This is a genomic window from Nocardioides massiliensis, from assembly GCF_030811215.1.
Lineage (GTDB): Bacteria > Actinomycetota > Actinomycetes > Propionibacteriales > Nocardioidaceae > Nocardioides_A > Nocardioides_A massiliensis.
In genome coordinates this window covers 695855-721334 of record NZ_JAUSQM010000001.1, presented here as the reverse complement: position 1 = coordinate 721334, position 25480 = coordinate 695855, and the positions used below count along the sequence as shown (strand labels likewise).

23 protein-coding genes and 1 tRNA gene are annotated in these 25480 nt (G+C 71.6%); 17 read left to right on the top strand and 7 right to left on the bottom strand.

Going from position 1 to position 25480, the window contains the following annotated elements; genetic code table 11:
• The first annotated feature begins 214 nt into the window (after positions 1-214).
• The 3 genes from J2S59_RS03665 to J2S59_RS03655 all read left to right on the top strand — a co-directional run bounded on the left by J2S59_RS03665 (position 215) and on the right by J2S59_RS03655 (position 1380).
• A complete protein-coding gene (locus tag J2S59_RS03665; RefSeq protein WP_068116819.1) occupies positions 215-457 on the top strand; it encodes a DUF4244 domain-containing protein in 243 nt (80 codons plus the stop codon).
• Positions 458-589: 132 nt separating this feature from the next.
• Positions 590-994: a TadE family type IV pilus minor pilin gene (locus J2S59_RS03660; protein ID WP_246360080.1), complete on the top strand. Its 405-nt coding sequence runs from the start codon at positions 590-592 to the stop codon at positions 992-994.
• The gene (locus J2S59_RS03655; RefSeq protein ID WP_068116818.1) at positions 991-1380 is read left to right on the top strand and encodes an Rv3654c family TadE-like protein; all 390 of its coding nucleotides are present in this window, start codon (positions 991-993) and stop codon (positions 1378-1380) included. The genes J2S59_RS03660 and J2S59_RS03655 overlap by 4 nt, the downstream gene beginning before the upstream one ends.
• A gap of 31 nt (positions 1381-1411) precedes the next feature.
• Here J2S59_RS03655 and J2S59_RS03650 read toward each other — a convergent pair whose 3' ends face one another.
• The gene (locus J2S59_RS03650) at positions 1412-1825 is read right to left on the bottom strand and encodes a LapA family protein (RefSeq protein ID WP_068116817.1); all 414 of its coding nucleotides are present in this window, start codon (positions 1823-1825) and stop codon (positions 1412-1414) included.
• Positions 1826-1877: 52 nt separating this feature from the next.
• Positions 1878-4226: a DEAD/DEAH box helicase gene (locus J2S59_RS03645; protein WP_181641478.1), complete on the bottom strand. Its 2349-nt coding sequence runs from the start codon at positions 4224-4226 to the stop codon at positions 1878-1880.
• Between the two features lie 128 nt (positions 4227-4354).
• Here J2S59_RS03645 and J2S59_RS03640 point away from each other — a divergent pair, with 128 nt between their 5' ends.
• The 6 genes from J2S59_RS03640 to J2S59_RS03615 all read left to right on the top strand — a co-directional run bounded on the left by J2S59_RS03640 (position 4355) and on the right by J2S59_RS03615 (position 15155).
• Entirely contained in the window at positions 4355-4693 is a 339-nt protein-coding gene (locus J2S59_RS03640) for an STAS domain-containing protein (RefSeq protein WP_068116807.1), read from the top strand.
• Between the two features lie 330 nt (positions 4694-5023).
• Positions 5024-7432, top strand: coding sequence for a sodium-translocating pyrophosphatase (locus J2S59_RS03635; protein ID WP_181641477.1), 2409 nt, complete (start codon positions 5024-5026; stop codon positions 7430-7432).
• 145 nt (positions 7433-7577) lie between these two features.
• Positions 7578-9140, top strand: coding sequence for a DUF7059 domain-containing protein (locus tag J2S59_RS03630; protein WP_246360078.1), 1563 nt, complete (start codon positions 7578-7580; stop codon positions 9138-9140).
• A 76-nt stretch (positions 9141-9216) separates the two neighbouring features.
• Positions 9217-11958, top strand: coding sequence for a type I DNA topoisomerase (gene topA, locus J2S59_RS03625; RefSeq protein WP_068116805.1), 2742 nt, complete (start codon positions 9217-9219; stop codon positions 11956-11958).
• 16 nt (positions 11959-11974) lie between these two features.
• Positions 11975-14029, top strand: coding sequence for a dTMP kinase (tmk, locus tag J2S59_RS03620; protein WP_306824819.1), 2055 nt, complete (start codon positions 11975-11977; stop codon positions 14027-14029).
• Positions 14022-15155, top strand: a complete 1134-nt coding sequence (locus tag J2S59_RS03615) for a DNA polymerase III subunit delta' (protein ID WP_068119326.1) — start codon at positions 14022-14024, stop codon at positions 15153-15155. Before tmk ends, J2S59_RS03615 begins: the two co-directional genes overlap by 8 nt.
• A gap of 28 nt (positions 15156-15183) precedes the next feature.
• Here J2S59_RS03615 and J2S59_RS03610 read toward each other — a convergent pair whose 3' ends face one another.
• Positions 15184-15513: a VOC family protein gene (locus J2S59_RS03610; protein ID WP_068119329.1), complete on the bottom strand. Its 330-nt coding sequence runs from the start codon at positions 15511-15513 to the stop codon at positions 15184-15186.
• A gap of 130 nt (positions 15514-15643) precedes the next feature.
• Between J2S59_RS03610 and J2S59_RS03605 the strand changes: the two genes are divergently transcribed.
• The 3 genes from J2S59_RS03605 (at position 15644) to J2S59_RS03595 (ending at position 18783) form a co-directional block, all read left to right on the top strand.
• Positions 15644-16078 carry a hypothetical protein gene (locus tag J2S59_RS03605; protein ID WP_068124549.1) on the top strand — a complete coding sequence of 145 codons (435 nt, stop codon included), beginning with the start codon at positions 15644-15646 and terminating at the stop codon, positions 16076-16078.
• Positions 16079-16278: 200 nt separating this feature from the next.
• A complete protein-coding gene (locus J2S59_RS03600; RefSeq protein WP_306824765.1) occupies positions 16279-17097 on the top strand; it encodes a DDE-type integrase/transposase/recombinase in 819 nt (272 codons plus the stop codon).
• Positions 17098-17223: 126 nt separating this feature from the next.
• Positions 17224-18783, top strand: a complete 1560-nt coding sequence (locus J2S59_RS03595; protein WP_246360099.1) for an alpha/beta hydrolase — start codon at positions 17224-17226, stop codon at positions 18781-18783.
• A gap of 44 nt (positions 18784-18827) precedes the next feature.
• Here the strand turns inward: J2S59_RS03595 and J2S59_RS03590 are convergent, their stop codons facing one another.
• The gene (locus tag J2S59_RS03590) at positions 18828-19778 is read right to left on the bottom strand and encodes a LysR family transcriptional regulator (RefSeq protein ID WP_306824818.1); all 951 of its coding nucleotides are present in this window, start codon (positions 19776-19778) and stop codon (positions 18828-18830) included.
• Positions 19779-19908: 130 nt separating this feature from the next.
• On the opposite strand from J2S59_RS03590, the gene J2S59_RS03585 reads away from it, so the two are divergent.
• Both J2S59_RS03585 and J2S59_RS03580 read left to right on the top strand, forming a co-directional pair.
• Positions 19909-20115, top strand: coding sequence for a hypothetical protein (locus J2S59_RS03585; protein WP_181642008.1), 207 nt, complete (start codon positions 19909-19911; stop codon positions 20113-20115).
• A gap of 71 nt (positions 20116-20186) precedes the next feature.
• Positions 20187-20259 (top strand) — tRNA-Thr (locus J2S59_RS03580).
• 63 nt (positions 20260-20322) lie between these two features.
• Here J2S59_RS03580 and J2S59_RS03575 read toward each other — a convergent pair.
• On the bottom strand, positions 20323-20679 hold the full coding sequence (locus J2S59_RS03575; RefSeq protein ID WP_068121155.1) for a TraR/DksA family transcriptional regulator: 357 nt from the start codon (positions 20677-20679) through the stop codon (positions 20323-20325).
• Positions 20676-21101: a molybdenum cofactor biosynthesis protein MoaE gene (locus J2S59_RS03570; RefSeq protein ID WP_068121157.1), complete on the bottom strand. Its 426-nt coding sequence runs from the start codon at positions 21099-21101 to the stop codon at positions 20676-20678. The genes J2S59_RS03575 and J2S59_RS03570 overlap by 4 nt, the downstream gene beginning before the upstream one ends.
• Positions 21102-21320: 219 nt before the next feature.
• Here J2S59_RS03570 and J2S59_RS03565 point away from each other — a divergent pair, with 219 nt between their 5' ends.
• Both J2S59_RS03565 and J2S59_RS03560 read left to right on the top strand, forming a co-directional pair.
• The gene (locus J2S59_RS03565; protein WP_306824817.1) at positions 21321-21737 is read left to right on the top strand and encodes a hypothetical protein; all 417 of its coding nucleotides are present in this window, start codon (positions 21321-21323) and stop codon (positions 21735-21737) included.
• Positions 21738-21802: 65 nt separating this feature from the next.
• Positions 21803-22621, top strand: a complete 819-nt coding sequence (locus J2S59_RS03560; RefSeq protein WP_181642569.1) for an SDR family NAD(P)-dependent oxidoreductase — start codon at positions 21803-21805, stop codon at positions 22619-22621.
• 65 nt (positions 22622-22686) lie between these two features.
• Here J2S59_RS03560 and J2S59_RS03555 read toward each other — a convergent pair whose 3' ends face one another.
• Positions 22687-24264 (bottom strand): alpha/beta hydrolase, encoded by a 1578-nt coding sequence (locus J2S59_RS03555; RefSeq protein WP_306824816.1) that lies wholly within the window; start codon positions 24262-24264, stop codon positions 22687-22689.
• Positions 24265-24317: 53 nt separating this feature from the next.
• Between J2S59_RS03555 and galK the strand changes: the two genes are divergently transcribed.
• Entirely contained in the window at positions 24318-25475 is a 1158-nt protein-coding gene (galK, locus tag J2S59_RS03550; RefSeq protein WP_068118062.1) for a galactokinase, read from the top strand.
• The last annotated feature ends 5 nt before the right edge of the window (positions 25476-25480 follow it).

Sequence of the window (25480 nt, the reverse complement as noted above, 5' to 3'; positions counted from 1 at the left end):
GCCGCCACTCCAGCGTCGGCGGCGCGGCAGCCGGACGGCGGACCGGGCGGGCCGTCGCCGGTCCCCAGGCAGAGCTCCGAGCGGGTTCGTCCCCAGCGGACGGCTGAGGCGACACGGGGCAGGCGCAACCGGACGAAGGTCGGTGCATCAACACGACACCGACCCGTCCGGCCCGCGAGCTCGTGGGCGGACGGTCCGACACGAGGAGTACGTCATGACCCACGCACCCGTCGCCCGCAACCGCCGGCTCGGCACCGGCATCCTCGCTGCCCACGCGGGCCGCACCGCTCGAGCCCGCTCGGAGCGGGGATCGGCCACGGCCGAGTACGCCGTCGCGACCGCCGGCGCCGTCGGCTTCGCCGGTGTGCTGATCAAGTTCCTCACCAGCGAGGGCGGCCAGGCGCTGCTCAAGATGATCTTCGACCTGGTGATGGGCCTGATCAAGTCGTTCTTCTGAGCGTCCCGCGCGCTCGATGCGCGCGGCCCCGTTCACACTGCGTGCCGGTGCCGGTGGGTGAGGCCCGCCGGCACCGGCCTCCAGCGCTTCGTCCCACGACCCGCGGCGCACGGCGCCACGACTGGAGGCCCGGTGAGACCCGACATCCCGTTCGTCCGCTCCCGACTGCCGCGCACCGGCCGGGGAGCGCGCGGCAGTGTCACTGCCGAGGCGGCGATGGTGCTGCCGGTCCTGGTGCTGGTCACGTTGGCACTCGTGTGGCTCTCCGGGTTGGTGCTGACCCAGGTGCGCCTCGTCGACTCCGCCCGCGAGACCGCGCGCGCCATCGCGCGTGACGACCCGGTCGAGGCGGCCTGGGCGCAGGGTCGGCGCGTCGCGCCGGAGGGCGCGCGATTCGAGCTCGACACCCGCGACGGGCTCGTCGCGGTCACCGTGCGGGCCCAGCCGTCGGTGCCGAGGTTCCTGCAGTTCCTCCCGCGCCCGACCCTGGCCGCCGAGGCGGTCACGGCGGCCGAGGCCTCCGGTGGTCCCGGATGACGACGCTCGCCCTGCCCCGGTCGGGGTCGCCCGCGCGTACGTCACCCGTGGCGCCCGAGCGCGGAGCAGCCACCGTCTATGCGGTCGTGCTGGTCGCCGTGCTGACGGTGACGGTGCTGGCGATCACCGTGCTCGCGGGCGTCTTCGTCGTACGCCGGCAGATGGAGTCCGCGGCCGACCTCGCAGCGCTCGCCGGCGCGGAGGCGCTCCAGCAGGGTCGCGATCCCTGCGTTGTCGCTGCTCAGGTCGCCGAGCGCAACCGCGCCTCGCTGATGGAGTGCGCACAGTCGGACCGGGACGTGCTCATCCGCGTCGCCCACCACGGCGAGGGCCTGGTGGGGCGCTTCGCGATCCCCGCCCACGCGCGGGCGGGGCCGGCCGGCTGACCGCCGGTCCGCAGCCCGTCCAGCCGGTGGTTCACACCGGCGGGCGGCGCCCCTCCTCCGGGGCGCCGGGCTCCTCGCCCGGCAGGGGACGGCGGTGCTCGCCGCCCGGCTCCGTGGCCGTCGTGCGCTCCGCCGTGGTCGGGCTGCTCGTGGTGCCGGTGGCGCCACCGGCGTCGCCGGTGCGTCCCTCGCGGGCGTGCAGTCGCGCGAGCTCCTTGCGGTCCCGGCGCAGCTGCAGCTGGCTGCGGGTGCCGCGCTGCACCAGCGCCAGCCCGGTCACCAGCACCAGGAGCGTCGCGGCGCCCATCAAGAACACGCCCAACGGGGTCGTCTGCACGTCGAACAACGTCAGGTCGAAGGTGATCGAGGCGTTGTTGGCGCCGAAGAGCACGGTCAAGACGACCAGGGCCGCCACGATGATGAGGATCAAGCCGAGTGCGAGCACGCCGAGCTCCTTTGCGCAGGCCCGCGGTGGAACGCGGGAGGGGTCGGGCGTGTCATACCCCGACCGGCGCGTGCTCCAACAACACGTCGAGGACCGCGAGCGCGGCGGCCTTGTCGAGCGGGTGGTTGCCGTTGCCGCACTTGGGCGACTGCACACACGACGGGCACCCGTCGGGACAGCCGCACTGCGCGATCGCCTCCCGGGTCGCGCGCAGCCACGCCGGCGCGACGGCGTAGCCGCGCTCCGCGAACCCGGCGCCCCCGGGGTGACCGTCGTGGACGAACACCGTCGTCATGGCGGTGTCGGGGTGCAGGGCCGTCGAGACGCCGCCGATGTCCCACCGGTCGCAGGTCGCGAACAGGGGCAGCAGCCCGATCGCGGCGTGCTCCGCGGCGTGGACCGCGCCCGGCAGCTCGACCGCCGAGATGCCCGCCTCGGCGACGACCTCGTCGGGCAGGCACCACCACACCGCCGTGGTCTCGAGCTCGCGAGGCGGGAGGTCGAGCGGGTTCTCGGCGAGCACGGCACCCGAGGCGATGTCGCGCACGAGGTAGGCCACCACCTGCGAGGTGACCCGCACCCGGCCGGTCGCGACCGTGGCCGCTCCCCAGCGCACCTGCTCGTGGACGTCGAGGATGGTGATGTCGGTGACCTCACGGGCCGTGGTGGTGTGGGTCGGCTCGTCACGGTGCATGACCGCAACGCCGTCGGCCAGGTCGAGCTCGTCGACCACCCAGCTCTCGCCGGCGTGCAGATAGACCGCGCCCGGGTGGGCCTGGGCGTGCGCCGCGGCGCCCGACACCGTCCCGACCACCCGGCCGGTCCCACTCTCGAGCAGCCGGACCTCCGCGCCACCTGAGGACCGGATGTCGGCGAGGTCGCAGGCGCGCTGGCGATCGGTCCAGTACCACCCCGGGCGCTTCGCCAGGTCGCGCCAGCGCAGCAGTCCGGCCCCGGCCAGCGCCTCGACCGCGTCGTGCGCGGTGGGGCCGTAGGCCGCGACGTCGGCGGGCGTCAGCGGCACCTCCTGCGCGGCGGCGCACAGGTGTGGGCCGACGACGTAGGGGTTCTCCACGTCGAAGACCGTCGCCTCGACGGGGGCGCCGAGGAGGGCGTCGGGGTGGCCGAGGAGGTAGGTGTCGAGCGGGTCGTCGCGGCCCACGAAGACACCGAGGGCCTGTTGCCCTCCCCGCCCCGCCCGCCCGACCTGCTGCCAGAACGCGGCGCGCGTGCCGGGATAGCCGGTCACGAGCACGGCGTCGAGACCGGACACGTCGATGCCGAGCTCCAGGGCGTTGGTCGCCGCCAGGCCCAGCAGGTCGCCCGAGCGCAGGCGCTGCTCGAGCGCGCGCCGCTCCTCCGGCAGGTAGCCGCCCCGGTAGGCCGCCACCCGGCCGCGCAGCACCGGGTCGACCTCGGCGAGCGCGCGCTGCGCGGACAGGGCGATGGTCTCGACGCCGCGCCGGGACCGGGAGAAGGCCAGGGTGCGGACCCCGTCGACCACCAGGTCGGTGAGGACGTCGGCGGCCTCGGCGCCGGCCGGGCGGCGTACGGGGGCGCCGTTCTCGCCGAGGCCCGGCGTGAGGGGCGGCTCCCACATCGCCAGGGTGAGCGGACCGCGGGGCGAGCCGTCGTCGGTGACGGCGAGGACCGGGGCGCCGACCAGCCGCGACGCCGACGTCGCGGGCTCGGCCACGGTGGCCGAGGCCAGCACGAAGGTCGGGTCGGAGCCGTAGAGGCGACAGATCCGCCGTAGGCGCCGCAGCACGTGGGCGACGTGGGCGCCGAAGACGCCGCGGTAGTGGTGGCACTCGTCGACCACGACGTAGCGCAGCATCCCGAGGAACCTCGCCCACGACTCGTGCCCGGGCAGCAGCGAGCGGTGCAGCATGTCGGGGTTGGTCAGCAGGAACTCGCCGTGGTCGCGGGCCCAGGTGCGTGCCTCGCGCGGGGTGTCGCCGTCGTACGTCGTCGCGGCCAACGCGGGCACGTCGAGGGCGAGCAGGGCGGCGAGCTGATCCTGGGCCAGGGCCTTGGTGGGCGCGATGTAGAGCACGCCGGCGCCGCGGCGGTTGCGCGCCCGCCGGGCCTCGAGCACGGCCGTGAGCGCGGGGACCTGGTAGGCGAGCGACTTCCCCGACGCCGTACCCGTCGACAGGACGACGTGCCGGCCGGCGTGGGCGTGCTCCATGGCCTCGGCCTGGTGGATCCAGGGCGTCTGCACCCCGCAGGCGGCGTACGCCGTGCGCAACGTCGGCGGCACCCAGGCGGGCCAGTCGGTGGCGCGCGCCGCACGCGGCGGCAGCACCCGGCGGTGGACGACGCGGTCCCCGGCGCGGGCGAGCACGCGCTCGCCCACCGTCCCGGACGGGACGGCCGCGAGAGCAGAGGATCCGGGCACCGATCCAGTGTGACAAAGCGCGCCGACAGGGGGTTGCGCGAACCTCCGGTGGAGCCGTGTGGGCCGACGGTGCAATGATGGGGCCGCCTGCCCCCCAACGGGAGCGACCAGACACGGAGGAGTAGAGAGTGGACCTGTCACTCGACGCCCGCGAGAGCGAAGGCCGCACCATCCTCGAAGTGGGTGGTGAGATCGACGTCTACACCGCGCCCAAGCTGCGGGATGCCATCAGCGACCTCGTCGCCGAGGGCAAGTACCACCTCGTCGTCGACATGGAGAAGGTCGACTTCCTCGACTCGACCGGCCTCGGCGTCCTGGTGGGCGGACTGAAGAAGGTCCGTGGCCACGAGGGCACGATGCAGCTGATCTGCACCCAGGAGCGGCTGCTCAAGATCTTCCGGATCACCGGCCTGGCCAAGGTCTTCACGATCCACGACAGCCAGGAGTCGGCACTCGCTGCTGAGTGAGCCCGCCTGATTGAGCCTGTCTGACTGAGCTCGGGGTCCTTGTGACCTCCTGCTGAGGCTCTCGACGCTGCACCACGTCGTCGCACGCCCGCGATCCTGGGCGAGCGGCGGCGCGCTTCGGCGTCCGCTGTGTGACACGCGTCACCCACAGTGCTTCCGTTCCCCGCACGGGCGTGAGAGTGTGCGGCCCGGTGGAGTAACCCACATCACACAGTCGAGTGCGGGCGCTCCGCCCCGGGCACACGCCCGGGGAGCCAGGGACGGGGTCCATCCACGCTGCAGGCGGGTGAGTCGCCGTTCGGCACTCGGCGCGGGCACGAGGAGGACCATTTGAACGGGTTCCACGGCCACGTCCTGGCTGCCAGCAGCACGGACGTCGACCTGACCGGCGGCAATCTCACCCTCGTGGTGGTCGTGGGGGTGATCGCCCTCGTGGCGGTCGCCATGGCCATCCGGTTCCGGGCGGAGGTCCTCGCCGCTCCGGACGGCACCGAGAGCATGAAGGCCATCGGCCTCGCGGTCCAGGAGGGCGCTGCGGCCTACCTGGCTCGCCAGTTCCGCACGCTCGGCGTGTTCGCCGTCATCGCCTTCCTGTTCCTCCTCGTCCTGCCGGCCGACGACACGTCGGTCCGGATCGGTCGCTCCCTGTTCTTCCTCGTCGGTGCGGGCTTCTCCGCCGCCATCGGCTACCTCGGCATGTGGCTCGCCGTCCGCGCCAACGTCCGCGTGGCGGCCGCTGCGCGCGACGAGGGTCGCGACCCGGCGATGCGGGTCGCGTTCCGCACCGGTGGCGTGGTCGGCATGGCCACCGTCGGCCTGGGTCTGCTCGGGGCCGCGGTCGTCGTCATCATCTACAGGAGCGACGCGCCCACGGTCCTCGAGGGCTTCGGCTTCGGCGCCGCCCTGCTGGCGATGTTCATGCGCGTCGGCGGTGGCATCTTCACCAAGGCCGCCGACGTCGGCGCCGACCTGGTCGGCAAGGTCGAGAACAACATCCCCGAGGACGACCCGCGCAACGCCGCGACGATCGCCGACAACGTCGGTGACAACGTGGGCGACTGCGCCGGCATGGCCGCGGACCTCTTCGAGTCGTACGCCGTGACCCTCGTCGCCGCGCTGATCCTCGGCAAGGTCGCCTTCGGCGCCGAGGGTCTGGTGTTCCCGCTGATCGTCCCGGCGATCGGTGCGCTCACCGCGATCCTCGGCATCTACCTGTGCCGCCCCCGCGTCGGGGAGAACGGCCTGACCACCATCAACCGCGCCTTCTACATCTCCGCCGCGGTCTCGGCGGTGGCGTGCTCGATCGCGGCGTTCGTCTACCTGCCGACCGACTTCGACGGGCTGACCGACCTGCCCGAGGGCGGCTCGTTGATCGAGTCGGTGATCGGGGTGGGGTCGGCTGGTCTCGACGGCAACCCGGCGCTCATCGCCACCCTGTCGGTGCTCATCGGCATCGTGCTCGCGGCGGCGATCCTCGCCCTCACCGGCTACTACACCGGCACCGAGAACCGGCCCACCCAGGACGTCGGCAAGACGTCACTGACGGGGCCGGCCACCGTGATCCTCTCGGGCATGTCGCTCGGTCTGGAGTCGGCGGTCTACACCGCGCTCGTGATCGGCGCCGCGGTCTTCGGCGCGTTCCTCGTCGGCGGGGCATCGGTGACGGTGGCGCTCTTCGCGGTGGCGCTGGCCGGCTGTGGTCTGCTCACCACCGTCGGCGTCATCGTCGCGATGGACACCTTCGGGCCCGTCTCCGACAACGCCCAGGGCATCGCGGAGATGTCCGGCGACGTCGACGGTGAGGCGGCGGCGATCCTCACCGAGCTCGACGCGGTCGGCAACACCACCAAGGCGATCACCAAGGGCATCGCCATCGCGACCGCCGTGCTCGCCGCGACGGCGCTGTTCGGCGCCTTCAGCGACGCGATCGTGGGTGCCTCCCAGGACCTGGAGGGCATGCAGGACGCCGACCTGGGCAGCAACGAGCTGCTCGCGCTGTTCGGCGTCCTCAACGTCGCCGACCCCGCCAACCTGGTGGGTCTGCTCATCGGCGCCGCGACGGTCTTCCTCTTCTCCGGCTTGCTGATCAGCGCCGTCGGTCGCGCCGCCGGCGCCGTGGTCTTCGAGGTGCGCCGCCAGTTCCGCGACATCCCCGGGATCATGGAGGGCACCGGGCGTCCGGAGTACGGCAAGGTCGTCGACATCTGCACGCGGGACTCGCTGCGGGAGCTGGCCACGCCCGGTCTGCTGGCGATCCTCACCCCGATCGCGGTCGGCTTCGGCCTCGGCCCGGGCCCGCTGGGCGCCTTCCTCGCCGGCTCGATCGGCGCGGGCACCCTGATGGCGGTCTTCCTCGCCAACTCCGGCGGTGCGTGGGACAACGCCAAGAAGCTGGTCGAGGACGGCCACCACGGCGGCAAGGGCTCCCAGGCCCACGAGGCCACGATCATCGGCGACACCGTCGGCGACCCGTTCAAGGACACCGCCGGCCCGGCCATCAACCCGCTGCTCAAGGTGATGAACCTGGTCGCGCTGCTCGTGGCCGCGGCCGTGGTGCAGATGACCTACGGCGAGGACTCCAACACCTCGCTGCGGATCGTCATCGCGCTCGTCTGCGTCGCGATCATCGCCGCCGCGATCGTCATCTCGAAGCGGCGCAGCGTGGTCATCGGCGACGACGCGCCTCCCGCCGCCCCCGGGGACCACAGGGAGCCGACGCCCACCGCCCCCACCCTCTGACGAACCGCTACAGGGTGCCAGTTTCGCTACACGTGTAGTGAAACTGGCACCTTGTACACGTTCCCGTCGGCGTGTCGCGCAAGTTCGTGTACACAGTCCGGCCGTCGACCCGGCCTGGACCGGGGTACGACGTACGCTCGCGGCCGTGCTTCCTCCGATCCTCACCGACCCGCTGACCGACGACGTGCTGACGGCGCTGCGCGCCCGCCTGGCCGAGGTCGGCTACACCGTCGACGGCATCACGGAGCAGCTGGGCGAGCGGGCGTACGCCGCCCTGCAGCGCAACGAGACGACCCCGGGACTGCTCGCCGGCCCGGGTGGCGCGGCGGGCACGCTCGCGCAGCTGTGGCTCATGCAGCGACCGGTCTCCCACACCGACGCCGGCGAAGCCCTCGGCACCCTGCTGGCCCCGCTGATCGAGGCGGGGATCGTCGCCGACGAGGGCGACCGGGTCCGGGCGCTGGTCGACCTGCGGCCCTACGCCGCGAGCGAAGGCGAGGACACCCGCGACCTGTGGGTCCTCTCCGACCTCACGCCCGGCCTGGACGGCATCGCGACCACCGTCGCCGCCGACCACGTGCTCGGCATCAGCCCGGCCTCGACCTCCCTGGTCCACCAGGCCGTCCGGACGCCGGTCGGGGCCGCGCTCGACCTCGGCACCGGGTGCGGCGTCCAGGCGCTGCACTTGGCCGCCCACGCCCAGCGGGTCGTCGCCACCGACGTCACCGCCCGGTCGCTGGCGCTGGCTGGGCTCACCGCGCGGCTCAACGCCGTCGAGGTGGACCTGCGCGACGGCGGGTTCTTCGCGCCGGTCGCCGGTGAGCGCTTCGACCTCGTCCTGACCAACCCGCCGTTCGTGATCAGCCCCCCGACCGACGCCGCCGACCTGCTCATCTACCGCGACTCCGGCATGCCGGGCGACGGCGCGGTCGAGCGGATCGTGCGGGAGGTGTCGGCCTACCTCAACCCCGGCGGGTGGTGCCAGGTCCTGGCCAACTGGGAGCTGCCGTCGGACCGCGCGTGGGAGGAGCGGATCGCGTCCTGGATCGAGGACACGGGGCTCTCCGCCTGGGTCGTGCAGCGCGAGGTTCTCGACCCGGCCCAGTACGTCGAGCTGTGGCTCAAGGACTCCGGGCACCACCCCAGCACCGGTGGCGACGTGGCCGACTACGAGCGCCGGTACGCCGCGTGGCTCGCATGGCTCGACCAGCGCGGGGTGGCCGGGGTCGGGTTCGGGTGGATCAACCTGCGCCGACCGGCCGGGGGCGAGCCCGTCGTACGCCGCATCGAGCAGTGGCACCACGACGTCGAACAGCCCATCGGTCCCGAGGTCGAGGCCTGGCACGGTCGCGCCACCTGGCTCGCGGCGACGACCGACGCGGACCTGCGCGCCGCGCACCTGGTGCGCCGCGAGGACGTCGTCCAGGAGACCCACGGCGCGCCGGGGGCCGGCGACCCGTCGACGATCGTGCTGCGCCAGCAGCGCGCGATGCGCCGAGCGCGCACCGTCGACACCGTGCTCACCGGTCTGGTCGGTGCGTGCGACGGCGAGCTCAGCGTCGACCAGGTCCTGGCTGCACTGGCCCACCTGCTCGAGCGCGACGTCGAGGGCGTGCTCGCGGCGTACCTCCCGCAGGTGCGCGAGCTGGTCGAGGAGGGCTACCTGGAGCCTTCCGGCGGGGACCTCCACGGCGAGGCGCTACCGTGAGGACGCCCGGGCCCCTGGTCCGGCGTACGGCGGACCGGTCGGTCCCCGCGGTGATCTGAGGGAGCAGAGGACAGCAGTGGCGAGCAAGAGCGCCGCCAAGGGCGGCAAGAAGCTGGTGATCGTGGAGTCGCCGACGAAGGCGAACAAGATCGGCGGCTTCCTCGGCGACGAGTACGTCGTCGAGTCCTCCATCGGCCACATCCGCGACCTCCCGCAGAGCGCGGCCGACATCCCGGCCAAGATCAAGGACCAGAGCTGGGCGCGGCTCGGGGTCGACGTCGACAACGGCTTCGCGCCGGTCTACGTCGTCTCGCGCGACAAGAAGCCCCACATGGCCAAGCTCAAGAGCCTGCTCAAGGACGCCTCCGAGCTCTACCTCGCCACCGATGAGGACCGCGAGGGCGAGGCCATCGCCTGGCACCTGCTCGACGAGCTCAAGCCGAAGGTGCCCGTGCACCGGATGGTCTTCCACGAGATCACCGAGCCGGCGATCCGGCACGCGGTCGAGAACCCGCGCCAGATCGACGACGACCTCGTCGAGGCCCAGGAGGCGCGGCGCATCGTCGACCGGCTCTACGGCTACGAGGTCTCCCCGGTGCTGTGGAAGAAGGTCATGTCCGGCCTCTCCGCCGGCCGGGTCCAGTCGGTGGCGACCCGCCTGGTCGTGGCGCGTGAGCGCGAGCGGATCGCCTTCCGGGTGGCGTCGTACTGGGACATTGAGGGCTCCTTCGACGCCGGTAGCGGCCACGAGCAACGGATCTTCCCCGCGAAGCTGCACTCCGTCGACGGCTCCCGGGTCGCGACCGGCTCGAGCTTCACCGCCCAGGGCGAGCTGAAGGGCTCGGCCAAGGGCGAGGTCGTCCACCTCGAGCGCGCCCGCGCCGAGGCCCTGACCCAGGCGCTGTCCGACACCGCCTTCGAGGTCCGCTCGGTCGAGTCCAAGCCCTACTCGCGCAAGCCCTACGCGCCGTTCCGGACGACGACGTTGCAGCAGGAGGCCTCCCGCAAGCTCGGGTTCAGCGCCTCGCGCACGATGCAGACCGCGCAGCGGCTCTACGAGAACGGCTTCATCACCTACATGCGTACCGACTCGGTCACGCTGTCGACGTCGGCCGTTGCCGCCGCGCGTGACCAGGTGCGTGAGCTGTACGGCGCGGAGTACCTCCCCGACGCCCCCCGCACCTATGCCTCCAAGGTCAAGAACGCCCAGGAGGCCCACGAGGCCATCCGGCCCGCCGGCGAGCAGTTCCAGACGCCCGCGCAGACCCGGCTCTCGGGCGACGAGTTCCGCCTCTACGAGCTGATCTGGATGCGCACCGTCGCCTCCCAGATGAAGGACGCCCAGGGCCGCTCGGTGTCCATCCGCCTCGGCGGGCAGGCGGCGTCCGGTGAGGACTGCGTGTTCGCCGCCTCGGGGCGTGTCATCACCTTCCACGGGTTCCTCAAGGCGTACGTCGAGAGCACCGACGAGCCGGGTGCCGACGCCGACGACCGCGAGTCGCGGCTGCCCAACGTCGCCGAGGGCGACACGGTCAACGCCGCGGCGCTCAAGGCGGCCTGGCACGAGACCAAGCCGCCGGCGCGCTACACCGAGGCGACCCTGATCCGGGAGCTGGAGGAGCGCGAGATCGGGCGCCCCTCGACGTACGCCTCGATCATCGGCACCATCCTGGCCCGCGGCTACGTCTACAAGAAGGGCACTGCGCTGGTGCCCGCGTGGATCGCGTTCTCGGTCACGCGCCTGCTGGAGGAGCACTTCCCGCGTCTGGTGTCGTACGAGTTCACCGCCCAGATGGAGGCCGCGCTCGACGAGATCGCGGCCGGCCGGCGTGACCGCAACACCGAGCTGGCGGAGTTCTACTTCGGCAGCGGCGACGTCGAGGGCCTCAAGCGGCTGGTCACCGAGCTCGGTGAGATCGACGCCAAGGAGCTGGCGACCTTCGCTGTCGGCGATCCCGACAGCGGCATCCACCTGCGCGTCGGACGCTATGGACCGTACGTCGAGGGCCCCGGCGACGACGGGACGGCGTACGCCAAGCGGGCGAACGTGCCCGAGGACCTGCCTCCCGACGAGCTGACCGTCGAGAAGGCCGTCGAGCTGCTCGCCAACCCGGCGGGCGAGGAGACCCAGCTCGGCAACCACCCCGACACCGGGCTGCCGGTCGTGGCCAAGAACGGCCGTTACGGTCCCTACGTCACCGAGGTGCTCCCCGAGGACGCGCCGAAGTCGGCCAAGCCCCGCACGAGCTCGCTGTTCAAGTCGATGTCGCTGGAGACCGTCACGCTCGAGGACGCGGTGAAGCTGTTGAGCCTGCCGCGGGTCGTCGGCGTCGACCCGGAGTCCGGGGACGAGATCACCGCCCAGAACGGTCGCTACGGCCCGTACCTCAAGAAGGGCACCGACTCCCGCTCGATCGACACCGAGGAGAAGCTGCTCACGATCACGCTGGAGGAGGCGCTGGCGATCTACGCCCAGCCCAAGCAGCGCGGACGGGCGGCGGCGTCGGCACCGTTGAAGGAGCTCGGCAACGACCCGGTCTCCGGGCAGCCGGTCGTCGTCAAGGACGGCCGCTTCGGCGCCTACGTCACCGACGGTGAATACAACGCCACCCTGCGCAAGGACGACTCCATCGAGGAGGTCACCCTCGAGCGGGCGGCGGAGCTGCTGGCGGAGCGCCGGGCCAAGGGCCCGGCCAAGAAGGGCGGCAAGAAGTCCGCGAAGAAGACGACAAAGAAGACGACGAAGAAGGCCGCGAAGAAGGCGACGAAGTCGGCCGCCAAGAAGTCCACCACCACGAAGGCGGCCAAGAAGGGCTGAGCCCTAGAGTGACCCCGTGACCGAGATCAGCGCTGCCTCGACGCACTCGCTGACCGCGGTCCTCAAGTACCGCGACTTCCGCAACCTGTGGATCGGCCTGGGCCTCTCGAGCCTCGGCGACTGGATCGGGCTGCTCGCGCTCACCGCCCTCGCCAACCAGCAGTCCGGGGAGCTGGCCGCTGTCCTCGGCGGAGCCGACGAGTACGCCCTGGCCAACTTCGCGATCGCCGGAGTGCTCCTCATGCGGGTGCTGCCGGCGCTGGTGATGGGGCCCATCGCGGGCTGGTTCGCCGACCGCCTCGACCGCCGGACGGTGCTCATCTGGGGCGACTACGTCCGCGCGGCCCTCTTCTTGTCCATCCCGCTGGTCGGCAGCCTGTGGTGGGTCTTCGTCGCGACCGTGCTGATCGAGATGGTCAGCCTCGTCTGGGGCCCGGCGAAGGACGCGACCGTGCCCAACCTCGTGCCGCGTGCGCGCCTCGAGGCGGCCAACCAGATCAGCCTCGCGACGACGTACGGCTCCGCGCTCCCGGCCGCGCTGCTGTTCACCGCGCTGACGCTCAGCAGCCAGTTCTACGACTACGCGTTCGGGTGGCTGGCCCCCGACCCCGTGGACTTCGCGCTGCTGTTCAACGCGGTCTCGTTCTTCGTCTCCGGCATCGTCATCGCACGCCTGCGCGACATCCCACGTGGGCCGGCCGGAGGGGAGACCGGCGAGAGCCCCCTGAAGGTCGTCGTCGACGGCTGGAAGTACGTCGGCGGCACGCCGCTGGTGCGGGGCCTCGTCGTCGGCATCATCGGTGCGTTCGCCGCCGGCGGCGTGGTCATCGCGCTGGCGCGCACGTTCGTCGCTGACCTCGGTGGTGGCGATCCGGCGTACGGCGTGCTCTTCGCGGCGGTCTTCCTCGGTCTCGGCCTCGGCATGTGGCGCGGCACGCGGCTGTTGCAGGGACTCTCGCGCCGGCGGTTGTTCGGCGTCGCGCTGACGACCGCCGGGCTGCTGCTGTTCCCGCTCGCGGCCCTGCAGAGCCTCGAGGTCGTCACGGCGGTCACAGTGCTGGTCGGCTTCGCCGCCGGCGTCGCGTGGATCACCGGCAACACGATGCTCGGTCTCGAGGTCCCCGACGAGATCCGCGGCCGCACCTTCGCCTTCGTCGGGTCCATGATCCGTCTGGCGCTGTCGGTGGTGCTGGCCATGGCCCCGCTCGTGGCCGGGCTGATCGGGGCGCACAGCATCCAGCTGCCCAACACCGACCGCGTGCTGGTCTACAACGGCGCGGCATGGACACTGTTGATCGCGGCCGTCCTGATGACCGTTGTCGGTGTCATCTCCTACCGTCAGATGGATGATCGCTCCGGAGTCCCTTTGCGCACCGACCTGAGGCGCGCCTTCGGCGGCAGCCCTGGGCTCTTCTCCGCCACGGGCGTCTTCCTCGCGCTCGAGGGCGGCGAGGGCGGCGGCAAGTCGACGCAGGCCGAGTGGCTGTGCCGCTGGCTGGAGGAGGAGGGGTACGCCGTGGTCCTCACCCGGCAGCCGGGCGGCACGGAGGTCGGGCGACGGTTGCGCGAGATCGTGCTGTCGCTCGAGACCGGCGACCTGTCCGACCGCACGGAGACGCTGTTGTATGCCGCCGACAAGGCCGAGCACGTCGACACCGTGATCGCCCCCGCCCTGGCCCGCAGCGAGGTCGTGATCACCGACCGCTACGTCGACTCGACGCTGGCCTACCAGGGCGCCGGCCGTGCCCTGCCGCAGGCCGAGATCGAGAAGGTCGCCCGCTGGGCGACCCGCGACCTGCGGCCCCACCTCACCATCGTGCTCGACGTCGACCCCGCCGAGGGGATGTCCCGGTTCGAGGGGCGCGACCGGATCGAGAGCGAGTCGCTGGAGTTCCACGAGCGGGTGCGCCAGGCGTTCCTCCACATGGCGGCCGCCAAGCCGGAGCACTACGTCGTGATCGATGCCCGCCGACCGGTCGAGGAGGTGAGCGAGGAGATCCGCCGCCGGGTCGAGCCGCTCCTGCTCCAGGCCACGCGCTCCGGCCAGGTCGAGGCGAGCGACGATGCCTGACGTCTGGTCCTCACTGGTCGGGCAGTCCGCGCTCGTCGACCTGCTCAGCCGTGCCGCCGGCGGACACCAGATGTCCCACGCCTGGCTGTTCACCGGGCCGCCCGGCTCGGGGCGCTCCAACGCCGCCGTCGCCTTCGCGGCCGCGCTGCAGTGCCCGAGCGGGGGATGTGGTGAGTGCCATGAGTGCCACACGGTCCTCGCCGGGTCCCACGCCGACGTGACCGTCACCCGCACCGAGAAGCTCTCCATCGGCGTCGACGAGGTGCGCGAGCTCGTGCGCCACTCCGCCCTCGCCCCGGTGGGCAGGCGTTGGCAGATCATGATCGTCGAGGACGCCGACCGGCTCACCGAGCAGGCCGCCAACGCGCTGCTGAAGTCGATCGAGGAGCCGACCGACCGCACCGTCTGGCTGTTGTGCGCGCCGACGGTCGAGGACGTCCTGCCGACGATCCGCTCGCGGTGCCGCCTCGTCGTGCTGTCGACGCCGAGCCCGGCGGAGGTCGCGCAGTACCTCGTCGACCGCGACGGCGTCGAGCCGGCGCTGGCGGCGTACGCCGCGCGGGCGAGCCAGGGCCACATCGGCCGCGCGCGCGGTCTGGCACGCGACGAGGACGCGCGCGTACGCCGCAACCGGATCGTCGCCCTGCCCGCACGGCTGACCTCGATGGGGGCGTGCCTGCGCGCTGCCACCGAGATCGTGGACGTGTCGAAGGCGGAGGCCGACGCGATCACCACCGTGCTCGACGCCAAGGAGAAGTCCGACCTCGACGAGGTGCACGGCGTGGTCGACCGCGGTCGTCGGCCACGCTCCTACGCGCCGGCGCTGCGCGATCTTGAGAAGGCGCAGAAGACGCGGGCGAAGCGACGCCAGCTCGACGTCATCGACCGGGCCCTGATGGACCTCGTGTCGGTCTACCGCGACGTGATCGCCGTGGCCACGGGCGCGCCGGGCCAGCTGGTCAACGAGGAGCTGCGCGACGACATCGCCGAGCTGGCACGCCGCTCGTCGCCGGAGCAGCACCTCCATCGCATCGACGCGATCTTCACCGCCCGTGAGCAGCTGCTGGAGTTCAACGTTCCCCCGCAGCTGGCGCTGGAGTCGATGATGATGGGCCTGCGGGTCTGAGGCAGCCCCCTTCGACCTGGGGGAGCGGTCACTGGCCGATGTTGATCAGCCAGACGACGCCGAACCGGTCGCGGCACTGCCCGAAGACGTCGCCCCACATCTGCTGCTCGAGCGGGACGTGCACCTCGCCGTCGCCGCTGGCGACGGTCTCGCCGGGGAGCCGGTCGGACACCATCAGCTGCATCCCGTCGTGGGTGCGGAGGAAGCCGTGCATGACCAGGCCGGCGTGCTCGCCCTCCTCGCCGGCGTCGCCGTAGGTCATGATCTGCGGGGAGCCGCCGAAGAGCGCGGCGTACTGCTCGGGGGCGGGTCGTGCGGCGCCAGCGAGGTGGACGTACGGGTTGAGTGTGATGGCCATGAGCGCTCCGGGGCCGAGAGTGGCGGGACTTCCGACAGGTTCTCGACGCCTGACCCCTCCATTTCACGTCGGAACCCTCTTCGCCAGGCTGGTCGTGAGTCATTCACGATCAGCGAGGGAGTTGGCGGCTATGTCGATCAGTGCGGGGTTCACGACGGAGCAGATCCGTGAGTTCGTGCATCAGTACGAGATCCAGCCGCATGGGCAGAAGGCGATCTGGCTCAAGAGTCAGCGAGTTTCCTATGACCGCCTCCGACGATGGAGGTCAGCGGTGTTCGACGGGGATCTCGATCGTGGGCTGATCCCGCGAGATGGTGGCCTTGTGACCGTCCCTCCGGAGAAGCGCACCGGCATCGAGAAGCAGAGAGCCCGGGAGCGCGCAGCGCAGGAAGCAGAGCTCGCGCGGCTGAACGCGCGAGTGTGTGAACTGGAGCAGACGAACGAGGCGCTGGGAAAAGCTATCGGGCTCTTGCATCAGATGAGCGAGCAAGAGCCCGCCGTGAACCGGCCGACGACCGATCCGTCCGATTCCTCGACGCCGAGAACGACCTCGTCGGACAGCTGACGGCGATCATGGGGTCGCAGCGGCAGGCGCTCGAACTTGCAGGGGTCGCTCGATCGACGTGGCATTACCGGTCGAAACCGCGAGAGCAGGTCGCCGAACCGATACCGCACAAAGACCGGGCGTGCCCGTCTCGGGTCAGTGAGGCCGACCGCGCCCAGATCGCGCGCCGGATCATGGCCGGCTGGACGGCGGGACACTCGGTGGATCACTCGTTCGCGTCCGCGTGGGATGACGGGGTGATGCTCGCCTCCCGCCGCTCGTGGTGGCGGATCGCAGCGGACATCGAGGATCAGTCCGCCCGCCCGGTCGCGCCTACCCGGCGCGGCAGCAGCAGCCGGACGGCACGGGAGGCGCCGGTGCTGGAAGCGACTGGCCCTGGGCAGGTGTGGTCGTGGGACATCACCGACCTGCGCACCCCGTGGCGCGGTGTCGCATTCAAGGCGTACTCGATCATCGACATCTTCTCCCGCAAGCTCGTCGGCTGCCGCGTCGAGGAACGCGAGGTCGACGACCTCGCCGTCGAGATGTTCGAAGACGCGTTCGGCCAGCACGGGATCCCCGACGCGGTGCACGCCGACTCCGGGCCTGCAATGCGCTCCGGGGTATTGAAGGACCTTCTCCACAACCTCGGGGTCGCGCAGACCCACAATCGGCCGCGCGTGAGCAACGACAACCCGTTCTCCGAGTCGGAGTTCCGCACCATGAAGTACCGGCCGAACTACCCCGGCGTCTTCGCGACGATCGACGAGGCGCGCGCCTACGTCGACTGGTACGTGCCCTGGTACAACCAGAACCACAAGCACTCCGGGATCGCATTGTTCTCCCCGGATGAGGTCCACGACGGCACCTGGCGGCACGCCTGGGCACGACGCGAGCAGACCCAACAGGCGTATTACGAGAAGCACCCCGAACGATTCCGGCGGCAACCCCGCACACCCGCGCCATCGGAGGTCGTGGGTATCAACCTCCCGAAGGCAGAAGAACCGCAAACCGAACTGGAACGACTCCACGCAGCTTGACATCGCGCGGAAGCGCCGAAGTCGCCACAGATGTGGCGAATTGTGAGGCCAGCGGGGCGGGTGGGACGTACCAGGCCCTGTGGAGGCAGGGGGAGGCGGTCACGGGGTGGTGCCTAGGCTGACCGGGTGATCAAGCACCGTCGTTGGATTGTCGCCGCCCTTGCCGTGCTCGTGGTGGTGGGGTTGGTCGGCGCGACCATCGTGCCCGCGCTGTTGTCCGCGCGGGGGAGCTCCGACGACGCACCGAGCTACACCCTCGACCCGGTGGCGCTCGAGCCCGTGCCCGGTCTGCCCACGCCCCCTGCGCTGGCCGAGTTCTACGACCAGGAGCTGGCGTGGGAGGCGTGCGGGGAGCACGAGTGCGCGACCTACGAGGTGCCGCTCGACTACGCGAAGCCGAAGGGCCGCACCATCGAGATCGCCGTCCTGAAGGTCGCAGCGGTCGAGCCGGACGACCGGATCGGCTCCCTGGTGGTCAACCCGGGTGGCCCCGGTGCGAGCGGCGTGGAGTTCGCGGTGCTGTCGAGCGCGATCCTCGGCGACGAGGTGCTGCGGGCGTACGACGTTGTCGGGTTCGACCCGCGTGGTGTCGGGCAGAGTGCTCCGATCGACTGCGTCGACGACGAGACGCTGGACGCCTACATCGCCCTCGACCCGCTGCCCGACAGCCCCGAGGAGCAGCAGGAGGCCGAGCGCCTGGCCAAGGAGTTCGCCGAGGGCTGCCTCGCCAACGACCCGCAGCTGCTGCGCCATGTCTCCACCGAGGAGGCGGCGCGCGACGTCGACATCCTGCGCGCGGCGCTGGGGGAGGACCAGCTGACCTGGTACGGCGCCTCCTACGGCACGCACCTCGGTGCGCAGTACGCCGACCTGTTCCCCGAGCGGGTCGGCCGCATGGTGCTCGACGGCGCCACCGACCCGACGGCCGGCGTACGCGAGACGAGCCTGGCGCAGGCCAAGGGGTTCGAGACCGCCCTGCGGGCCTACGTCGACAACTGCGTCAGCTCCGGCAACTGCTTCCTCGGCGACTCCGTCGACGAGGGGGTCGCGACGATCGTGGACCTGATGGAGGGTCTCGACGAGGAGCCGCTGGCTGTCGGGGACCGTGAGCTCGGCTTCGGCAACGGCTTCTACGGCCTGATCGCTCCGCTCTACAACCAGGGCTACTGGACCTACCTCAACCTCGCCCTGCGCAGCCTGCAGAGCGGCGACGGTGAGCTGCTGCTGGCGCTCGCCGACTCCTACGCGATGCGGGGCCCCGAGGGCTACCTGAGCAACCTCATGGAGGCGATCGGGGCGATCAACTGCCTCGACGACGGGTCGTTCGTGCCGTTCGAGGAGGTCGAGCAGGAGTACGCCGCCTTCGAGGAGGTCTCGCCCACGTTCGGTCGCATCTTCGCCGCCGGCATGGCCGGGTGTGAGGACTGGCCGGTGCGCGGCGACGGGCCGTCCGGGCCGTTCACGGCCGAGGGCGCCGCCCCGCTGCTGGTCACCGGCACCACCCGCGACCCCGCGACCCCGATGGAATGGGCCGAGTCGCTCGCCTCCCAGCTCAGCTCGGCGGTGCTGATCCGCCGCGACGGCGACGGGCACACGGCGTACGGCAAGGGCAACGCCTGCGTCGACGGTGCGATCGAGGGCTACCTCGTCGAGGGCGTCGTGCCCGAGGGTCCGCTGGACTGCTGACCGGGCTGGCCCGACTGCCCCGACTGCCCCGACTGCCCCGACTGTCAGCGGCGCTGCTTGCGGCGCGGCATCGCGATGTCGGCCTCGTCGATGACCGTCCGGATGCGGGCCGTCGCGAGCTCGATCATCAGCCGCGTGGCCGGTGAGAGAGCCGCTCCCGCGCGGTGGACGATCGCGAGCGAGTCGAACTGGCGGGGTCGCAGGGAGGTCCAGCCCGCCTGCGGCGCGAGTCGCGGCAGCAGCTGCATGGCAGCACCCTTGGGGATCACCGAGTCCGCAAGGCCCATGCCGACCAGCTCGACCGCGGTCTCGACGTCCTCGACCTCGATCCGGGTCACCGGGTTGAGACCGGTCTCGTGCAGCATCTGCCGCAGGATGGTCCGGGTGGAGTCGGTCGCGCGCCAGGTGGTCTCGGACATCACCAGTGAGGCGCGCGCCAGCCGCTGGGGCGTGACCGGTGATGCGGTGCGCTCGGGGTCGGCGGAGACGTAGACCAGCTCGTCGTGACAGACCGGCGTGACCTCCATGCCCTCGCTCTGCACCGACGCGATCGCGATCATCGCCGCTTCGATCCGTCCGCGCCTGATCTCCTCCTCCACGTCGGTGGAGTTCTGACCGACCAGCTCCACGCGTACGCCGGGATGGCGAGCCAGTACGTCGGCGACCAGGCCTGCACCGGCATACAGCCGCGCGGTGCCGAACATGCCGAACCGGATGGTGCCGGTCTCCAGCGAGCTCACGCTGCGCACGGCCTGCCGGGCGTCCTCGGCGGCGGCGAGGGTCCGCTCGGCGTGCGGTCGCAGCGCGTCCGCGACCGCCGTCGGCGTGACGCCGCGCCCGACTCGCTGGAACAGCTGGGCGTCGAGGCTCTTCTCCAGGGCGCGGATCTGCTCGGAGATCGAGGGCTGGGCATAACCGAGCTCCTCCGCGGCGGCGGTGAGCGACCCGAGCTCATAGGTCACGAGGAAGCAGCGCAACTGGTGCAGGGAGAGCATGTGACCCAGGTTACTTCAAGCTCAAGGATCAGCCTTGATCAGCCGCAGGGAAGAGAGGCTACCCCTATCAGTTGCAGCTTGGATAATAGAAATGTCAGCCTGATCGATTCGAACCGAGGGAGGTCACCTCATGTTTGCTCACCACTGCACCGCGTGCGACCGCCGGATGCTCATCTTCCCCGGCCAGATCCTGAGCGTGCGCGAGCACGAGGACGGCCTCGCCTACCAGCTGGAGTGCTGGTGCGGCGCGGAGCAGACGATGATCGAGCCTCTCCTGTCCGAGGCTCCCGTCGAGCGTTCCGCGGCCGATCGCCGCGACGCCGCCCGCGTCGCCTGAGCCGATTGTCCTCGCGGCGGGGGAGTCCGATATCCTTCCTCGGTCGTCAGCGGTGAACGCCGCCGGCGTGCGCCGCCTTAGCTCAGTCGGCAGAGCATCTCACTCGTAATGAGAAGGTCGTCGGTTCGATTCCGACAGGCGGCTCCGCCTCCCAGCCCGACCCCCGTAGGGGTCGGGCTGGGTGCTTTTCGCGGGCACTCCTGAGGATCAGCGGGTGGGTGTCGACGCGCATCCGATGCACGTGCGCGCGGTGGGCCGCGCCTCGAGACGTCCCTCACCGATGGGCCCACCGCACGACTCGCAGGTGCCGTAGGCGCCAGAGCCGACCCGATCGAGCGCGGCGTCGATCTCCGCCAGGGTGCCGCGCGCCTGCTTGATCAATGCGCCCGTCTGCGAGCGCTCGAAGGCGATCGTGGCGCCCTCGGGGTCGTGCTCGTCGTCGGCGTTGCTGTCGCGCGAGGCGGCCACGACGGCGTCGAAGTCGGCCGTGAGCTCGCGCAACCGGCGGGTCACGGTCGCACGCTCCTGCTCGAGCCGGGCCACAGGCGACTGCGGCTCGCTCACGGGGAGCCGACCCACTCGTCGGTGCCGTCGCTGAAGCGCTGGTGCTTCCAGATCGGTACCTCCGCCTTGAGCGTGTCGATCAACGCCCGGCTGGCGGCGAACGAGGACTCGCGGTGCGCCGAGGTGGTGGCCACCACCACCGCGAGGTCACCGATCGCCAGGTCGCCGACCCGATGGATGGCCGCGAGCCCGGTGACGTCGTACTCCGTTGCCACGCGTTCGCACACGTCGCGCAGCCGGTCGAGCGCGGACGGGTGGGCCGAGTAGGACAGCGCGTCGACCCCCTGCCCGCCGTCGTGGTCGCGGACGCGTCCGACGAAGAGCACCAGCCCGCCGGCAGTCGGGTCCTCCAGGCTCGCCAGCACGTCCGCCACCGACAGCGGCTCCTCGGAGATCCCCACGAGACGTACGGCGTCGCTCATGGCTCGAATCTAGGGCATGTCGGAGAACCTTTGGGCCTGCTGCGCGCCGCCCATCACGCACGCCGGCGGCGTTGCCACTCACTCGACGGGCTAACGCCCGCCTTCGCTCGGGCGCCTTGCCGGCGCACGCGCTGGACGACGCTCGCAACGGCCACGGTTTCCCGACACGCCCTGGCCACACCCTGCGAGCCGCGGTCACGGCTGGGGGATGCTGGGGCCATGCGACTGACCGAGCACGAGCTGACCGAGGCGCTCCACGGCGCCGCGAAGTCGGTGGCCGCGAGCCGGCCTGGCCTGTTCAAGCGGAAGGCCGACCCCGAGCAGGTCTGGCGGGAGATGGACCGCTACCGCCGCTACCAGCTGCTGCAGGGTATCGGCGACCAGGTGCTGCCCGTGCTCGCCGCGCTGCCCGACGTGCCGGTTGCGATCGGCGAGCGCCCCCAGGTGTCCGACGCGCAGATCAAAGAGGTTGTCGAGCAGGTCGGTTCCGAGGGCGTCGGGACCGGCAAGGTGCGGCGCGCGGCGGAGGTGCTCGCCCGGGTGGCTCTGGTCAAGGTCGCCCTCGCCCACGTGCCCCCGCGCAGCGAGTTCGACGAGCGCAACGACGAGGCGGACGGGGGGCCGAACACCTACTAGAACGCGTTACAGTTTCGTCGCGCGGCGCCGACCTCACGGCGCCGACGAGCCGACGAGGAGACATCGTGCGCAGGATCAGTGGACGCGTTGCCGTGGTGACGGGAGCTGGCAGTGGAATCGGCCGGGAGGTCGCCCGCCAGCTGGCGGAGCGCGGCGCGCACGTGGCGCTCGTCGACGTCCGGCCCGAAGGCATCGAGGAGACTGCTGACCTCGTACGTCGCGCCGGCACCCGCGCCTCGACCCACGTGGCCGACGTCCGTGACGCCGACCGGATGCTGGCGCTGGCCGAGGAGGTCGTCCAGGAGCACGGCGCCTGCCACATCCTGGTCAACAACGCCGGTGTCACTTCGGCCGGAGCCTTCGAGGACGAGTCCCTCGAGGACCTGCGCTGGATCGTCGGGGTCAACCTGTGGGGCGTGGTGCACGGTTGCCACGCGTTCCTCCCGCTCCTGCGTCAGCAGGACGAGGCGCACATCGTCAACGTCTCCAGCATGGTCGGCCTGCTCGGGCTGCCGCACAACGCGGCGTACGCGCTGACCAAGGGCGCCGTCCGCTCGTTCTCGGAGTCCCTGCGCGGGGAGCTGGGCACCACCCAGGTCGGCGTCACGACCGTCTTCCCCGGCGCGCATCGCACCGGGATCACCGAGACCGCCCGCGGCAGCAGTGCAGCACTCCTGGCCGAGCTGGGTCGCTCGAAGTTCGCCCCGCTCGCGATGCGCTCGCCGGCGGGTCTGGCCCGGCGCATCGTCCGCGGCATCGAGAAGGACCAGGCCCGGGTCGTGGCTGGTCCGGATGCGCGCGCCGTCGACATCCTGGCGCGGGTGGCGCCAGGGCGGACAGGACCGTTGGGCCGGCTCACGGGACGCGCTGCCACGCGCAGCTGAGGCGTCCTGACGACGACGAACCCCCGTGGACCAGCGGTCCACGGGGGTTCCTCGACACGAGCAGGTCAGCGAAGCCGCACGACGTAGCGTCGCGTCACGGTGCGCGGCTGACCACCCGCGGGCGTGTAGCGGATCTTGACCCGCACCGGCATCTTGGCGACCTTCTTGCCGTTGCGCTGGGCGCGGACGTAGCGGTTCTGCAGCTGCTTGATCCCCTGCGGGGTCAGGCGGATGGCCACGCGGCGCACGCCTCGCTTCGACACCGACACCCGGTTGGTGCGCACCGGGAACTTCTTCTGCGCTCGCGCCACCTGGACGACGCCCGGACCCGGAACCCGGACGGCGACGCTCAGCGCGCCCTTCTTCGGGAATGCCTTGGCCTTGTGTGCGACGGCGAAGCTGTTGGAAGGGGCCGGGGGTGCCGCGGGCTTCGGCGGGACCGCGATCGTCGAGTTCATGCTGCGGGCGTCGGCGAGCTTCAGCGGCTGCGGAGCGCGGGCGATGGCGGCGCTCACCGACTTGGGCAGCCCCCAGCGGAGGGGCTCGTCGAAGTAGTTCCAGTGGTGGCCGCCACCCTGGCGGATGCGCGCCTCGTAGGGGACGCCTGCGAGGTTGAGCGAGGCGAGGAACTTCCGGTGGCCGTTCCAGAGCAGCTGCTCGGTCCAAGGGCTGTGCACCAGTGCGCCGGTCTCAGGGCTGTTCTGGTCGAGGTAGCCCGTGCCAGTGGCGATGAAGAGCGCGACGTTGTTCTCCTTGAACTTGCGCGCCTGCGCGGTCGGGTTGTGCGCCCGCCAGGTGCCGTGGTCCAAGATCGGGCTGCCCCAGACCCGGTTGAGGTCCGGCTTGCTCGCACCCAGGAGCTCACCCAAAGGAGACAGCACCGGCGGCAGGCCGTTGAGGATCATGTCGGAGTTGTCGACCGAGCCGGAGATGCTCAGGACCGACTGAGCGAAGCCCTTGTGGCGGGCGGCGTAGTTCAGGGCCCCGAGGGCACCCATCGAGGCGCCCACCAGGACGCGGGCCCCCTGGGCGGTGCGGAAGTGCTGATCGATGAAGGCGGGCAGGACCTTCGTGTGGAAGGTCTCCCACTGGAAGCTGCCGTCCTTCCAGTCCGAGAACATCCCGGCCTCGTCGTTCATGCCGCCCTCGGGCATCACCAAGATGGCGTCGGTGGCGCTGGCGATCGGGACCAGGCCGGTCGCCTCGGACCACCGGACGTAGGGGCTCTTCGCCCCGTTGTAGACGTAGACGACCGGGTAGGCGCGGTTGCGGTTCTCCGGGGCGTGGTAGCCCGCCGGGACGATGACTCGGGACATGTTGCCCGCGCCGCCGTCGGAGGTCCGGATGTTGATCGAGTCCGGCACCGGCACCGCGACGTCGTAGCACCGGCCCGGCGGGCAGGACCCGACGCTGCCGGGGCCGGGCGCGATGGTCGCTGGGCGATATCCGCTGTCCATCGACGGCACTGCCAGCGCCTCGCCGTAGGCCGTCAGGCCGCTCAGGACGGACCCGTCGGAGGACACCTCGGTGTAGGTGTCCTGCGTGGTGGTGTTGGCCGCGGCGGGCTGATGCATCCCCGCAACCACCAACAGGGCCGCGAGGAATCCGGTCAGGGAGCGGAGCAGGAAGCGCGATGTCGTCACGCCGGAGACAACGAGGACGTGCGGCCAAGGTCACGTCTCACTAGCCTCGGCTCGTGGTTGTAGCGGCGCGACGCGCGCAGGATGGGTTCGTCGCGACGTTCGGGCGCCGACCGGAGGTCGTCGCCGACGCGCCCGGTCGCGTCAACCTCATCGGCGAGCACGTGGACTACCTCGGCGGGCCGGTCCTGCCGGTGCCGCTGCACCTGCGGACGGCGGTGGCCCTTGCCCGCCGGGACGACGATCGGGTTGTGCTGCGCAGCGTCCAGGCCGAGCAGACCTGGCAGGGCACGAGTCGAGACCTGAGGCCCGGGACGCTGCAGGGGTGGGCGGCGTACGTCGGCGGCGTGCTGTGGGCACTCGCCGAGGACGGCTGGGAGGTGCCCGGTCTCGACGTCCTGGTCGACGGGGACGTCCCGCTGGGCGCGGGTCTGTCGAGCTCGGCCGCGGTCGAGTGCGCGACCGCGGTGGCGGTGGCAGGCCTGCTCGGGGTCGGGCTCACGGATCCGGTACGCCGCCGCCTGATCGCCGCATGCGTGCGCGCGGAGCGCGACGTCGCCGGTGCGCCGACCGGCGGGATGGACCAGACCGTCGCGCTGCTCGCCGCGCCGGGGTCCGCCCTGCTGATCGACTTCGGCACCGACCCGCCCCGCACCCAGGAAGTGCCACTGGCCCTGGCCGACGCCGGACTCGCGCTGCTGGTCACCGACACCGGTGTCCGCCACCGTCTGGCGGACGGCGCGTACGCCGCGCGGCGCCGGGAGGCGGAGGCAGCGGCCGCCGCCCTCGGAGTCGATCTGCTGGCTTCGGCCACGCCGGACGCGGTCGCCGCGCTCGCCGACCCGATCAACCGCCGGCGTGCGCGGCACGCGGTCACCGAGGTCGCTCGGGTCCGCGACGTGGTTGCCGCGCTGCGGGACCGTGACTGGGTGGCGGTCGGCGACGCGCTTGCCGCCTCCCACCGCTCGCTGCGCGACGACTACCAGGTCAGCTGTCCCGAGCTCGACGTCGCGGTGGATGCCTCCCAGGAGGCGGGTGCGCTCGGGGCGCGGATGACCGGTGGGGGCTTCGGCGGGTCGACGGTGGCGCTCGTGGCGACCGACCGGCTCCCCGTCGTCGCCCGAGCGATCGAGGACGCGTACGCCGCCAGGGGCTGGGGTACCCCCCGGCATCACCGCATCGGGCCCGGCTCTCCCGCCCGGCTCGTAGACTAACTGCT